Raw genomic sequence first — 14,348 nt, forward strand, 5'->3', positions numbered from 1 at the left:
CGGTCACCGTCATGCAAACAGCCAAGCCGTTATTTGACTATCCCAAGTACTGGGCCGAATGTTTCGGTCCTGCGCCATTCCTGCCGATGAGCAGGGAGGAGATGGATCAGCTTGGCTGGGATTCCTGCGACATCATCATCGTCACCGGTGATGCGTACGTGGATCACCCGTCGTTCGGCATGGCCATCATCGGCCGGCTGCTGGAGTCCCAGGGCTTTCGCGTCGGGATCATTGCCCAGCCGAACTGGCAGTCCAAAGACGACTTCATGAAGCTCGGCGAGCCGAACCTGTTCTTCGGCGTCGCGGCCGGCAACATGGACTCGATGATCAACCGCTACACCGCCGACAAGAAAATCCGTTCCGACGACGCCTACACCCCAGGCGGCATGGCCGGCAAACGCCCGGATCGCGCGAGCCTGGTGTACAGCCAGCGCTGCAAAGAAGCCTACAAGAACGTGCCGATCGTGCTCGGTGGCATCGAAGCGTCCCTGCGCCGCATCGCCCACTACGACTACTGGCAGGACCGCGTGCGCAACTCGATCCTGATCGACGCCACCGCCGATATCCTGCTGTACGGCAACGCCGAGCGGGCCATCGTTGAAGTCGCCCAGCGTTTGTCCTGGGGGCACAAGATCGAAGACATCACCGACGTGCGCGGCACCGCGTTCATTCGTCGTGACACGCCGCAAGGTTGGTACGAAGTGGACTCCACGCGTATTGACCGCCCGGGCAAGATCGACAAGATCATCAATCCGTATGTGAATACCCAGGACACCCAGGCCTGCGCCATCGAGCAAGAGAAAGGCCCGGTGGACGACCCGGAAGAAGCCAAGGTCGTACAGATCCTGGCCAGCCCGCGCATGACCCGCGACAAGACCGTGATTCGACTGCCCTCGGTAGAAAAGGTCCGTGGCGACGCGGTGCTGTATGCCCACGCCAACCGCGTATTGCACCTGGAAACCAACCCAGGCAACGCCCGCGCCCTGGTGCAGAAGCACGGTGAAGTGGATGTGTGGTTCAACCCACCGCCCATTCCGATGACCACTGAAGAAATGGACTACGTGTTTGGCATGCCTTACGCCCGTGTCCCGCACCCGGCGTACGGCAAGGAAAAGATCCCGGCCTACGACATGATCCGTTTTTCGGTGAACATCATGCGTGGCTGCTTCGGCGGCTGTACCTTCTGCTCCATCACCGAGCACGAAGGCCGCATCATCCAGAACCGTTCCGAAGAGTCGATCATTCGTGAAATCGAAGAGATCCGCGACAAAGTGCCCGGCTTCACCGGCGTGATCTCCGACCTCGGCGGCCCGACCGCGAACATGTACCGCATCGCCTGCAAGAGCCCGGAAATCGAATCCGCGTGCCGTAAGCCTTCGTGTGTGTTCCCAGGCATCTGCCCGAACCTGAACACCGACCACTCGTCGCTGATTCAGCTGTACCGCAGCGCCCGTGCGTTGCCGGGTGTGAAGAAGATTCTGATCGCTTCCGGCCTGCGCTATGACCTCGCGGTCGAGTCGCCGGAATACGTTAAAGAGCTGGTGACCCACCACGTGGGGGGTTACCTCAAGATCGCCCCGGAACATACCGAGGAAGGTCCGCTCAACCAGATGATGAAGCCGGGCATTGGCAGCTATGACAAGTTCAAGCGCATGTTCGAGAAGTACACCAAGGAAGCGGGCAAGGAGCAGTACCTGATTCCTTACTTCATCGCCGCCCACCCGGGCACCACTGATGAAGACATGATGAACCTGGCCCTGTGGCTCAAGGGTAACGGCTTCCGCGCCGACCAGGTGCAGGCGTTCTACCCGTCGCCGATGGCCACCGCCACCGCGATGTACCACTCGGGCAAGAACCCGCTGCGCAAGGTCACCTACAAGAGCGACGCGGTGACCATCGTCAAGAGCGAAGAGCAGCGCCGTCTGCACAAGGCCTTCTTGCGCTACCACGACCCGAAAGGCTGGCCGATGCTGCGTGAAGCATTGACCCGCATGGGCCGTGCCGACCTGATCGGGCCGGGCAAAGACCAGTTGATTCCGCTGCACCAGCCGGCCACCGACAGCTACCAAAGCGCCCGTCGCAAGAACTCGACGCCGGCCGGCAGCCATAAGGTTGCCAAGGAAACCACCACCAAGATCCTCACCCAGCACACCGGTCTGCCGCCGCGTGGCAGTGATGGCAGCAACCCGTGGGACAAGCGCGAACAAGCCAAGGCTGCGGCCATGGCGCGTAACAAGCAGGCTGCCAAGGAGCGCGCGGATGCGGCGAAGGGCAAAGGCGGCAAGCCTGCGCGCAAGCCGGTGGTGCCGCGTTGATCGCAGCCTGAATATGCAAAACGCCAGCCTCGTGCTGGCGTTTTGCTTTCTAGCGGGTGGGTAGACCGTTTGTTAAGGTAATGGTCATTAGATCGCCATCGCAGGCAAGCCAGCTCCCACAGTTGGAACGCGTTCCCTTGTGGGAGCCGGGCTTGCCCGCGATGAGGCCTGCCAGGCCACCATCACCTTCAAGGAAGAACTCTCATGAGCAACCCCCTGCTCAGTATCGGCATGGATTCCAACCGCTCCCAGTTCATGGCGCGCCAGCGCATCGAAAGCCAGATCAACCTGCCACGGCTGTTTGCGGCCATCGATGCAGACCCCAGCATCGTCGGCGCGGGCGTTGTGTACATTGACGCCGACTTCAACGTCATCACGCTGCGCGAATTTCAGCCCATCTGCAGCATTGCACCTAAACGTTTAATTTTGCGTGAAGCGCAGAAGTACATAGCGCCGGCGCAGTTTGCGCAACAGGTCCAGGACAATCCCCGCGAATCGCGCCTGGTGGGAGAGGCGGTCAACACGTCTCTGTCCTGCGCGGGCGCGGTCATCGGTTGGATCGTGGTGCTCAGCGGCACCGTCGCTGTACCGTTCACGGCGGGTGCCAGCAGCGTGATTACGGCCATCGGTTATACCGCTGCCACAGCCAGCACGCTGCAGTGTTTTGCCAGTGGCTATCGCGTCAGCAATGAGCTCAGTGACCCCTCCAAAAATGACAAGCTCGACAGCTCGGAATGGTATCAGTACACGATGATCGCGCTGGATGCTGCGTCGTTGGTCGGGGTCGGTGCATCGACGCTGACCACGATTAAGCTGGTGCGGCTGAATCAGGCCACCACCGGCAAAAGCGTGCGGGAGGTGCTGCGAGGATTGACCCGGCAAGAGCGTGCCAAGCTGACGAAGGAGCTGCTCAGCATTCAGGACCCGCGTATGAGCGCCAAAATGCTCAAGTTGAAACAACTGTCTGGCGAGGCGACCAAGCGTTTCGCCCCCGCCCAGGTCAAGCATGCGACGGTGACCCAGATACAGGATGCCCTGGGCGCGGCGATCGGTTTTACCGGCAGTGCAATCTCGGGGAACGTACGCACCGTTGCCGTGGGGCTGTATGAGGAAATGAGCAATGAATGAGCTACCCGGTATTCGCAGTTTTCTGGCGCACTATTTTCCGGTCTTCATGGGCGCAATTTTCGCGGCGGTGTTCAGCCTGGTGTTTGCGGTGCCGCTGATTTTCGACAGTTATTTCCCGCGCTTGTCGATCGACGACAACCTCAAGTATTCCTTCCTGGGTGGCCTCGCGCTGACGTGGGGGATTGTGCAGTGCAACTTCATGATCGCGCGCGGGCGGCCGCAGTGGGTATGGCCGCTGGTGATGCTGCTTGCACTCTGCGTTCTGGCAGTGCTGCCTACCCTCGCCTTCGGTCCGCATCCGCTGTCCTATGGTTTGAGCCTGCTGTTCCCGCTGCTGGGATTGCTGCTGCTCAACAGCAAGCGTCATCGCGAGATGCGCCAGAAACTGGTCGAAGTGAGGCGGCTGCGCCAGGCCATGCTCGCAACGCACAAAGCACGCTAGCTGGGTAGATTCACCACCCTGCGCCACAAATATGTGCAGCACTTGCACCACGGCACCGGTGATGGCGCCGTTTTGGTGCTCTACTGCACGGGGTCTAACGAGAAAGCGCAATGACGGCTGCTCTGGCATAAGTCTTGCGCACGTTGTGTCCATGCCCTGGCTCGCAGGAGGCCGCCGTGTCGATTCATGTCGCGTTGCACCACGTTACGCATTACCGCTATGACCGCGCTGTCGAACTCGGCCCACAGATCGTGCGCTTGCGCCCGGCAGCCCATAGCCGCACGCGGATTTTGTCCTACGCATTGAAAGTGCTGCCCGAGCAGCACTTCATCAATTGGCAGCAGGACCCGCAAGGTAACTACCTGGCGCGTCTGGTGTTTCCGGAAAAGACGGACGAACTGCGCATCGAAGTCGACTTGGTCGCCGAGATGGCGGTGTTCAACCCGTTCGATTTTTTCCTTGAGCCCTACGCCGAAAAAATCCCCTTCAGCTACGCCGCTGATGAGCAGCGAGAGCTGGCGCCGTACCTGGAAACCCTGCCGCTGACGCCGAAGTTTGCCGCCTACCTGGCGGGCATCGACCGCACGCCGCTGCCGGCCGTGGACTTCCTGGTGGGGCTGAACCAGCGCCTGGCGGCCGATATTGGCTACTTGATCCGCATGGAGCCGGGCGTGCAAACCCCGGAGTTCACCCTCGAAAACGCCTCCGGCTCCTGCCGCGATTCGGCCTGGCTGCTGGTGCAATTGCTGCGCAACCTGGGGTTGGCGGCGCGCTTTGTGTCGGGCTACTTGATCCAACTGACCGCCGACGTCAAAGCCCTCGACGGCCCGTCCGGCACCGACGTGGACTTCACCGACCTGCATGCCTGGTGCGAAGTGTATTTGCCCGGCGCCGGCTGGATCGGCCTGGACGCTACCTCAGGGTTATTCGCCGGTGAAGGTCATATCCCGTTGGCCTGTAGCCCTGATCCATCATCTGCCGCACCGATCAGTGGGCTGGTGGAACCTTGCGAGTGCGAATTTACCCACGAAATGTCGGTGGAGCGCATTTGGGAAGCGCCTCGGGTTACCAAGCCCTACACCGAAGAACAATGGCTGGCGATCCAGGCACTCGGCCGGCAGATCGATGGCGACCTGCTCAAGGACGATGTACGCCTGACCATGGGCGGCGAGCCGACCTTCGTCTCCATCGACGACCCCGACGGCGCCGAGTGGAACACCGCCGCCCTCGGGCCGGACAAACGTCGGCTGTCCGCCGAGCTGTTCCAGCGCATGCGTCAGCACTATGCGCCCAAGGGCCTGGTGCACTTTGGACAGGGCAAGTGGTACCCCGGCGAGCAGTTGCCGCGCTGGTCGCTCAACTGCTATTGGCGGCGCGACGGCGTGCCGATCTGGCACAACAGCGCGCTGATTGCCGATGAGCAAGCAGATTACGGCGCCGATGGGGTGATGGCCGGGCGTTTCCTGGCCAGTGTCGCCGAACGCCTCAAACTGCCGGCGCGCTTTGTATTCCCGGCCTTCGAAGACAATTTCTATTACCTGTGGCGCGAAGGTGCACTGCCGCAGAACGTCACCGCCCAGGACCCGCGTTTGAGCGACGACCTGGAGCGCGAGCGCCTGCGCAAAGTGTTCAGCCAGGGCCTGGACAAAGTCATCGGCCACGTGCTGCCGCTGGCGCGCACGGCGGCCAATGATCGCTGGCAGAGTGGGCGCTGGTACCTGCGCGACAATCACTGCCGCCTGGTGCCGGGCGACTCGCCACTGGGCTATCGCTTGCCGTTGGCCTCGCAACCGTGGGTGACGGCGGCGGAGTATCCGTTCGTGCATCCGACTGACCCGAACCAGGACCAACCGGAGCTGCCGAGCAGCGCGCAATTGCAAAGCCATGGCGAACCGGCTGCCAGCGATGAGCGCGTGCCGAAAGTCGATGAGTCCGCCGACTGGCTGACCCGCACCGCCTTGTGCGCCGAAGCGCGGGACGGGCGCCTGTATTTGTTTATGCCGCCGCTGGAGCGCGTCGAGGATTATCTGGAACTGGTGGCCGCCATTGAGGCCACCGCCGAGGAGCTGCACTGCCCGGTATTGCTGGAAGGCTACGAGCCGCCGTTCGACACGCGTTTGAGTAACTTCCGGGTTACGCCGGACCCTGGGGTGATTGAGGTTAACGTGCAGCCGTCCGCCACCTGGGACGAGTTGGTGGAGCGCACGGAATTCCTTTACGAAGAAGCACGGCAAACCCGTCTCACCACTGAAAAGTTCATGATCGACGGCCGTCACACGGGCACCGGCGGCGGCAACCACTTTGTGCTGGGCGGCGCGACGCCCAAGGACTCACCGTTCTTGCGTCGCCCCGATTTGCTGCGCAGTTTGATCAGCTACTGGCATAACCACCCATCGCTGTCGTACCTGTTCTCCGGGCTGTTTATCGGCCCGACATCTCAGGCGCCTCGGGTGGATGAAGCGCGTAACGACGCGTTGTACGAGCTGGAAATCGCCTTCGCTCAAATGCCTGCCGTCGGCGAAGAATGCCCGCCATGGCAGGTGGACCGCCTGCTGCGCAACCTGCTGATCGACGTGACGGGCAACACCCACCGCGCCGAGTTCTGCATCGACAAACTCTACTCACCCGACGGCGCCACTGGGCGCCTGGGCCTGTTGGAACTGCGCGCCTTTGAAATGCCGCCCCATGCGCGCATGAGTCTGACCCAGCAATTGCTGCTGCGGGCGTTGGTCGCACGCTTCTGGCGTGAGCCGTATGCGCCGCCGAAACTGGCGCGCTGGGGCACGGAGTTGCATGACCGCTTCTTGCTGCCGCATTTTATCGAGCAGGATTTTGCCGACGTGATTGTCGAGCTGAATGCCGCCGGTTACCCACTACGGGCCGAATGGTTTGCCGCGCATCTGGAGTTCCGTTTCCCCAAGGTGGGCGACTATGCCGTCAGCGGCATCGAACTGGAACTGCGCCAGGCGCTGGAGCCTTGGCACGTGCTCGGCGAGGAGGGCGCAGTGGGCGGCACGGTGCGCTATGTGGATTCCTCCCTGGAGCGCTTGCAGGTGAAGTTGAGCGGGCTGGCGCCGCAGCGCTATCTGCTGACCTGCAACGGCATACCGGTGCCGCTGCAACCGACGGGACGCGTCGGTGAATTCGTGGCCGGCGTGCGATATCGCGCCTGGCAACCGGCCAACTGCCTGCAACCGACTATCCCGGTACACGCGCCGTTGGTGTTCGACGTGCTCGACACCTGGATGCAGCGTTCGCTGGGCGGCTGCCAGTACCACGTCGCCCACCCGGGCGGGCGCAATTACGACAGCTTGCCGGTGAATGCCAATGAAGCCGAAAGCCGGCGGATGGCGCGGTTTTTCCGCTTGGGGCATACCCCAGGCAAGCTCCCCGTGCCTGCTTTAGAGATTAATGATGAATTGCCGATGACCCTGGATCTGCGGCGTTTCCCCAATAAAAATGACTGAATGCGATGTCAATGTGGGAGCGGGCTTGCCTGCGACAGCGATGGATCAGCCAGCCAATAAGGTGACTGGAAAATGGCAATCGCAGGCAAGCCAGCTCCCCCAATAGATTGCAGTGAATTTGAGTTAATCTGACTTCCCTTACCCTCTGCCGAGCGTTCCATGTCTGACTTGCTCGACCGTTACCCGCTGACCGCGGGCACTTATCACGAACTGCTGGACGACAGTGGCGCGGTGCGTGCCCATTGGCAGCGCTTGCTTGATCACCTGCAACGCAGCACGCCTGCGCAGCTGGCCCAACGTCAGGCACTGCTGACTCGGCAGATCCAGGAAAACGGCGTGACCTACAACGTCTACGCCGACCCCAAGGGCGCGGATCGCCCCTGGGAACTGGACTTACTGCCCCACGTGCTGGCCGCCGATGAGTGGCAGCACCTGTCGGCCGGTATCGCCCAGCGGGCGCGCTTGCTCAATGCTGTGCTGGCCGATCTGTATGGCCCGCAGCGATTGATCAAAGAGGGCCTGCTGCCGGCTGAGCTGGTGTTTGGGCATAACAATTTCCTGTGGCCCTGCCAGGGCATTCAGCCGCCGGACGGCGCGTTTTTGCACCTGTATGCCGTGGACTTGGCGCGCACGCCGGACGGCCGTTGGTGGGTCACCGCCGACCGTACCCAGGCACCGTCGGGGGCAGGTTATGCGTTGGAAAACCGTACCATCGTGTCCCGTGCGTTCCCGGACTTGTACCGCGATCTGCAGGTGCAACACCTCACCGGTTTCTTCCGCACCCTCCAGGAAACCCTGGCCCGCCAGGCACCCGGCGATGATCAGCCGCCGCTGATCGTGCTGCTGACCCCGGGGCGATTCAACGAAAGCTATTTCGAACACCTCTACCTCGCGCGCCAGCTTGGCTACCCGTTGGTGGAAGGTGGCGACCTCACCGTGCGCGACAGCACCGTGTTCCTCAAAACCCTCAGTGGCCTGCGCCGGGTGCACGCGATCATGCGCCGCCTCGACGACGACTTCTGCGACCCGCTGGAGCTGCGCACCGACTCGGCCCTCGGCGTGCCCGGCCTGCTCGATGCCGTGCGTCAGGGCAATGTGCTGGTGGCCAATGCCCTCGGCAGTGGCGTGCTGGAGTCGCCGGGGTTGCTCGGCTTTTTGCCGAAGATCAACCAGTTCCTGTTTGGCGAAGAATTGATCCTGCCGTCGATCGCCACCTGGTGGTGCGGTGAAGCGCCGGTGCTTGCCGAAGCCTTGGAGAAACTTCCGGATTTGCTGATCAAACCGGCGTTCCCGTCGCAAAGCTTCAGCCCGGTATTTGGCCGCGATTTGAATGATGAGCAGCGCCAGGCCCTGGCCGAACGCATGCGCGCGAGGCCTTACGCCTATGTCGCTCAGGAGCTGGCGCAACTGTCCCAGGCACCGGTGTGGCACACCGTCGATGACCATTTGCAGCACCGTGCCATCGGCATGCGCGTGTACGCCGTGGCCAGCGCCGACGGCTACCGTGTGTTGCCTGGCGGCCTGACCCGCGTGGCTGCCGAGGCGGATGCCGAAGTGGTGTCGATGCAACGCGGTGGCGCGAGCAAAGACACCTGGGTGCTCAGCGAGCGTGTTGCCGGTGGTGAGCACTGGCGTGCACAACGTGCGATTGGCACCCATGACCTGGTGCGCCGCGATCCTTATCTGCCCTCTCGCGTGGTGGAAAACCTGTTTTGGTTTGGCCGCTATTGCGAGCGCTGTGACGACAGCGCGCGTTGGCTGCGTATCGTGCTCGCGCGGTATGTCGATGGCGACGATCCGCTGGCCTTGCAGGCGGCGATCGAGCTGGGCGAGAGCTTGCGCTTGTTGCCGGAGGAGGGCGAGTTGCCCGAGCGCCTGCTCGCCGCCTTGCTCGGCGATGATTGGCCGTCGAGCCTGCGCGCCAACCTGCAGCGCCTGCAGTGGGCGGCGTCCCAGGTGCGCGGCAAACTGTCCCGGGAAAACTGGCAGGCCCTGGTCGAACTGCAACGTGAAGCCCTGGAGCTGGAACGCGAAACCCCGGATTTTGGCGAGTTGCTGGATTTTCTCAACCGCCTGGTGATGTCCCTGGCGGCGCTGTCCGGCTTTGCCCTGGACGACATGACCCGCGACGAAGGCTGGCGCTTTTTGATGATGGGCCGGCGCATCGAGCGCCTGCAATTTCTGAGCAGCAGCCTTGCGGCGTTTCTGCGTGGCGTGGCGGTGTTCGATCAAGCGGGGCTTGAGTGGTTGCTGGAGTTGGGCAACAGCAGCATCACCTATCGCTCGCGTTACCTGGCGGTGCCGCAGTTGATCCCGGTGCTCGACCTGTTGCTGCTGGACGAGCAGAACCCGCACGCAGTGCTGTTCCAGCTGAAACTGGTCAGCCGTACCTTGCGTCGCCTCAACGACGACTTTGCTGTGCCGCGTGAAACCGGGCTGGCGCCGTTGGTGGAGTGCCTGGCGCGTTTCGACCTGGGTTGCCTGGAGAACCCGTTGTTTGGCGAGTCCAGTGTGCGTGCCGCGCTGGATGGCCTGGCTGACTTGCTGCAAGCAGTCGCCGATGAGAGTGGGCAAGTGTCGGATCGCCTGGCGTTGCGCCATTTTGCCCATGTGGATGATGTCAGCCAGCAAACGGTGTCGGTGTGATGAGTGCGCGCTACCAGATTTTCCACGATACCCACTACCACTACGACAGCCCGGTCTCCCTGGCCCAGCAACTGGCGCACCTGTGGCCACGGCCGTGTGCCTGGCAGCGTTGCACCTTGCAGCAACTGGATGTCAGCCCGGAGCCGTCTTCGCGTCGCGATGAACTGGACGTGTTTGGTAACCCCATCACCCGCCTGGCCTTTGAGCGGCCCCACGATGAGTTGCTGGTGAATGCCGGGCTGACCGTCGAAGTGTTGGCGCGGCCGCTGTTGGATTTCCAGCAGTCGCCCGCCTGGGACCAGACCCGCGACAGCCTGACCTACAGCAGCCGGCCGGTGTCTGCGGAACGGGTCGAGGCCTGTCGCTATCGTTTTGAATCACCCTACGTGCACCTGAAAAAAACCTTCGTCGAGTTTTCCGAAAGCTGTTTTCCGCCCGGCGAGCCATTGCTGTTGGGTGTGCAGGCGTTGATGGAGAAGATTTTCAGCGAGTTCACGTTCGATGCCGAAGCCACCCAGGTCGCCACGCCGCTGGTGGAAGTGCTCGAGCGCCGTCGTGGCGTGTGCCAAGACTTCGCCCACCTGATGCTCGCCTGCCTGCGCTCGCGGGGCCTGGCGGCGCGGTACATCAGCGGCTACCTGCTCACCCAGCCACCGCCCGGCCAGCCACGGCTGATCGGCGCCGATGCGTCCCACGCGTGGGTTTCGGTGTATTGCCCGGAGTCGGGTTGGGTAGATTTCGATCCGACCAACAATGTGCAGCCGGCACTGGAGCACATCACCTTGGCCTGGGGCCGTGATTTCTCGGATGTGTCGCCGTTGCGCGGGGTGATTCTGGGGGGAGGGAGCCATGACCCGGAGGTGCGGGTGACGGTGATGCCGCTGGAATGAAGGTGGGTTGGGGTGAGCAGGGAGGGCCTGCTCACCCCAACAGAATTTATTCAGCCGGGTCTTTCGGTGCTTCGGTTTCGTCTGTCGCCACTTCACCTTCAGCATCCGGGTTCAGTGCGCCTGCTTCTTCATCTGCAGCGGCTTTCTTACGTTGCAGCTTTTCCTCTTTCTTCTGCTCCTTGGCCAAGTCTCTCTGACGTTTGGCGAAGGAGTAATTAGGTTTGGCCATGGGCGATCCTCTAGGGTCGAAGGTGAGGGTGGCGGCGCGCAGCTGCCTTGGGACGCTATGGTAGCAGCTTAGCGACGCGCTTTGCCTTCACTTACCGCAGGCATACGCAGCCAGCAGGCCGTTGAACAGTTGATTGAGGTGCATAGCGCGGGCTCCAATGGGGTATGGGCCGATCATAGGCGGGTGGCAGATCTTTGGCTGGTAGATTGTGTTGATCAGTCTGATAGCCTAAAGTTGTATACAATCTGTTGATGCAGATCATAAGAATTCCAGCCTGCTTGAGGCACCCTTGTCGCAATTCGCGTTTTTAAACCCTGCCTTGGAGATTCACATGTTTGCCAAACTCGTTGCTGTTTCCCTGCTGACTCTGGCGAGCGGCCAGTTGCTTGCTGCAGAGTGCAAGGTCACTGTCGACTCCACTGACCAAATGTCCTTCAACACCAAGGCCATTGAAATCGATAAAAGCTGCAAGACGTTCACCGTGGAACTGACCCACTCCGGCAGCTTGCCGAAGAACGTCATGGGCCATAACTGGGTGCTGAGCTCCGCCGCCGACATGCCTGGCATCGCCAGCGACGGCATGGCCGCCGGTATCGATAAAAACTACCTGAAAGAAGGCGACACCCGCGTCATCGCCCACACCAAAATCATTGGTGCCGGCGAGAAAGATTCGGTGACCTTCGACGTATCGAAGCTGGCTGCCGGTACCGACTACGCATTCTTCTGCTCGTTCCCGGGCCACATCTCGATGATGAAAGGCACTGTGACCGTCAAGTAAGTCGGTTCCGGTCGAAAAAAAAGCGCCTTGCGGGGCGCTTTTTTTGTGGGCGGTCTGTCGTACTGCGTGATCGTTGTTCGCGAGCAAGCCCGCTCCCACCCTTGAACGAGTTCCAGCCTGAGGATGCGCTCAAATGTGGAAGCGGGCGTGCTCGCGAAGGCGGTCTAACTATCAGTACAAAACTATCTGGCTCACCTCACGGCGCGAATGGCATGACCCGCTTGTGCTCGGTCTTGCGATAGGTGTCGCAGATGATTCGGAATGCTTCCTCACGCACCGGCTCTCCGTGCAGGAAGGCGTCGATCTCTGCGTAAGTCACGCCGTGGGAGGCTTCATCCGGCTTACCAGGCGACAAATCCTCAAGGTCGGCCGTCGGGATTTTCTCGACCAATGATTCCGGCGCACCAAAGTGCCGAGCGATCGCCCGTACCTGGTTTTTCACCAGCCCGCTCAGCGGTGCCAGGTCGCAGGCACCGTCACCGAACTTGGTGAAAAAGCCCATCACTGCTTCCGCCGCGTGGTCGGTGCCGATCACCAGGCCACTGGCCGCACCGGCGATGGTGTACTGCGCCACCATGCGCATGCGCGCCTTGGTATTGCCCAGCACGAAATCGCGGGACACGGCGGCCTTGCCTTCAAACGCAGCGACTTCACTGGCCAGGGCTTTTACCGCCGGGCCGATGTTCACCGTGTGGCGCTCGTCGGGCTCGATAAAGTCCACCGAGGCCTGGGCGTCGATTTCATCGAACTGGGTTTCGTAGGGCAGGCGCACGGCGATGAAGCGGTAGGCCTCATCACCGGTGCTGGCGCGCAGTGCCTGCATCGCGCGTTGGGCCAACAGGCCAGCTGTCAGGGAGTCGACGCCGCCGCTGATGCCCAGCACCAATGTCTTGAGCCCGGAATTGCGCAGGCAGTCCTGGATAAAAGTTACGCGGCGGGCAACTTCGGCCTCCAGGGCGGCCTGGTCCTTGAACGGTGCTTGGACATTGAGCTGCTGCGCAATCTCACGCTGTACGGCTTGCATGATTCACTCCTTGCTAGGTAGGGCAGGTACTTTAAAGACGTGACGCAAATAGGCGACGAAATTCGGGTCGGTGCAGTGGGTCTTGCCCGCTTCATCAGAGATTTTCGCGACGGGCTGACCATTGCAGGCGGTCATTTTAAGCACGATGCTCATCGGCTCAACACCTGGAATGTCACAGGTCAGGTTGGTGCCGATACCAAAGCTCACATTAATGCGACCCCGCAAGGCGCGGAAGATCTCCAGGGCCTTGGGCAGCGACAGGCTGTCGGAGAACACCAAGGTCTTGCTCATCGGCTCGATACCGAGCTTGTGGTAGTGGGCAATGGCTTTTTCGGCCCATTGCACCGGGTCACCGGAGTCGTGGCGCAGGCCATCGAACAGCTTGGCGAAGTACAAGTCGAAGTCGCTGAGGAAGGCATCGGTGGTGATGCAGTCGGTCAGGGCGATCCCCAGCAGCCCGCGGTATTCGCGGACCCAGCAGTCGAGGGCGGCGATCTGGCTGTCGATCAGGCGCGGGCCGAGTTGCTGGTGGGCCATGATCCATTCGTGGGCCATGGTGCCGAGCGGCTTCATATCGAACTCGCGGGCCAGGTGCACGTTGCTGGTGCCGACAAAACGGCCGGGGAAGTCATGCTTGAGCACGCTCACCACTTCTTCCTGCACCCGGTACGAGAAGCGCCGGCGCGTGCCGAAGTCGGCCACTTGCAGCTCCGATAGCTCATCGCTGCTGGCGTTCGCGGTCAGCCAATCGAACTTGCGGTACAGCTGCTCGCGGGCCTGTTCAAGAATCACGGTCTGGTAGCGGTAGCGGTTACGCACTTCGCTGACGATGGCCAGCATCGGTACTTCAAACAGGATCACATGCAGCCAGGGCCCGCGCAGGCGGATAAACAGCTCGCCATTCTCGATGCCGGTTTGCACATAGCGCAGGTTGAAGCGGAACAGCCCGAGAAAGCGCAAGAAATCCGGCTTCATGAAGCTGATGCGTTCCAGGAAGCCCAGTTGATCCGGGCTCAGGCTCAGCTCGGCCAGGCGCTCGATCTGGTAGCGGATTTCCGCCAGGTAGGGGCGCAGGTCTTCACTGTTGCGGCAACGAAACTCCCATTCAACTTCCACATTTGGGTAGTTGTGCAGCACCGCCTGCATCATGGTCAGCTTGTAGAAGTCGGTGTCGAGCAGGTTCTGCACGATGCGATCGGCAAACACACTCTCGCTCATAACGGGAATCTCCAGACGGGTCAGCGATGGGCGCCGACCTTTACGCACAATTAAGGAATGGCGCTAGTGGCGCATAGACCTGTGGGTTTTTGCCAGCGTTTTTTCATATTGGGGCCTTTGTTGTGGCCACTGGCGCCTTCGCGAGCAAGCCCGCTCCCACACTTGAAATGCATTCCCGTGTGGGAGCGGGCTTGCTCGCGAAGGCGGCATG

10 protein-coding genes are annotated in these 14,348 nt (G+C 61.6%); 7 read left to right on the forward strand and 3 right to left on the reverse strand.

From position 1 onward, the window contains the following. Nucleotides 1–11 precede the first annotated feature (11 nt). From A7D21_RS01225 to A7D21_RS01250, 6 genes are all read left to right on the forward strand, one after another. The gene (locus tag A7D21_RS01225) at nucleotides 12–2,315 is read left to right on the forward strand and encodes a YgiQ family radical SAM protein (protein ID WP_053254060.1); all 2,304 of its coding nucleotides are present in this window, start codon (nucleotides 12–14) and stop codon (nucleotides 2,313–2,315) included. A gap of 204 nt (nucleotides 2,316–2,519) precedes the next feature. After that, nucleotides 2,520–3,443, forward strand: a complete 924-nt coding sequence (locus tag A7D21_RS01230) for a hypothetical protein (RefSeq protein ID WP_053254061.1) — start codon at nucleotides 2,520–2,522, stop codon at nucleotides 3,441–3,443. Continuing rightward, nucleotides 3,436–3,885, forward strand: a complete 450-nt coding sequence (locus A7D21_RS01235) for a hypothetical protein (RefSeq protein WP_053254062.1) — start codon at nucleotides 3,436–3,438, stop codon at nucleotides 3,883–3,885. Before A7D21_RS01230 ends, A7D21_RS01235 begins: the two co-directional genes overlap by 8 nt. Before the next feature lie 176 nt (nucleotides 3,886–4,061). Then, the gene (locus A7D21_RS01240) at nucleotides 4,062–7,352 is read left to right on the forward strand and encodes a DUF2126 domain-containing protein (protein ID WP_069550898.1); all 3,291 of its coding nucleotides are present in this window, start codon (nucleotides 4,062–4,064) and stop codon (nucleotides 7,350–7,352) included. 159 nt (nucleotides 7,353–7,511) lie between these two features. Further along, nucleotides 7,512–9,998 (forward strand): circularly permuted type 2 ATP-grasp protein, encoded by a 2,487-nt coding sequence (locus A7D21_RS01245; protein ID WP_069550899.1) that lies wholly within the window; start codon nucleotides 7,512–7,514, stop codon nucleotides 9,996–9,998. Continuing rightward, the gene (locus A7D21_RS01250; protein ID WP_053254065.1) at nucleotides 9,998–10,888 is read left to right on the forward strand and encodes a transglutaminase family protein; all 891 of its coding nucleotides are present in this window, start codon (nucleotides 9,998–10,000) and stop codon (nucleotides 10,886–10,888) included. The genes A7D21_RS01245 and A7D21_RS01250 overlap by 1 nt, the downstream gene beginning before the upstream one ends. Nucleotides 10,889–10,934: 46 nt before the next feature. Here A7D21_RS01250 and A7D21_RS01255 read toward each other — a convergent pair whose 3' ends face one another. Next, nucleotides 10,935–11,117 (reverse strand): hypothetical protein, encoded by a 183-nt coding sequence (locus A7D21_RS01255; protein WP_053254066.1) that lies wholly within the window; start codon nucleotides 11,115–11,117, stop codon nucleotides 10,935–10,937. Nucleotides 11,118–11,448: 331 nt separating this feature from the next. Here A7D21_RS01255 and azu point away from each other — a divergent pair, with 331 nt between their 5' ends. After that, a complete protein-coding gene (gene azu, locus A7D21_RS01260) occupies nucleotides 11,449–11,895 on the forward strand; it encodes an azurin (RefSeq protein ID WP_053254067.1) in 447 nt (148 codons plus the stop codon). A gap of 196 nt (nucleotides 11,896–12,091) precedes the next feature. Here azu and nadE read toward each other — a convergent pair whose 3' ends face one another. Together nadE and pncB are read right to left on the reverse strand one after the other, a co-directional pair. Continuing rightward, nucleotides 12,092–12,919 (reverse strand): ammonia-dependent NAD(+) synthetase, encoded by an 828-nt coding sequence (gene nadE, locus A7D21_RS01265; protein ID WP_069550900.1) that lies wholly within the window; start codon nucleotides 12,917–12,919, stop codon nucleotides 12,092–12,094. A 3-nt stretch (nucleotides 12,920–12,922) separates the two neighbouring features. After that, nucleotides 12,923–14,137, reverse strand: coding sequence for a nicotinate phosphoribosyltransferase (gene pncB, locus A7D21_RS01270; protein WP_053254069.1), 1,215 nt, complete (start codon nucleotides 14,135–14,137; stop codon nucleotides 12,923–12,925). Nucleotides 14,138–14,348 lie beyond the last annotated feature (211 nt).

The sequence above is a fragment of the Pseudomonas sp. AP19 genome, assembly GCF_001728855.1.
Lineage (GTDB): Bacteria > Pseudomonadota > Gammaproteobacteria > Pseudomonadales > Pseudomonadaceae > Aquipseudomonas > Aquipseudomonas fluorescens.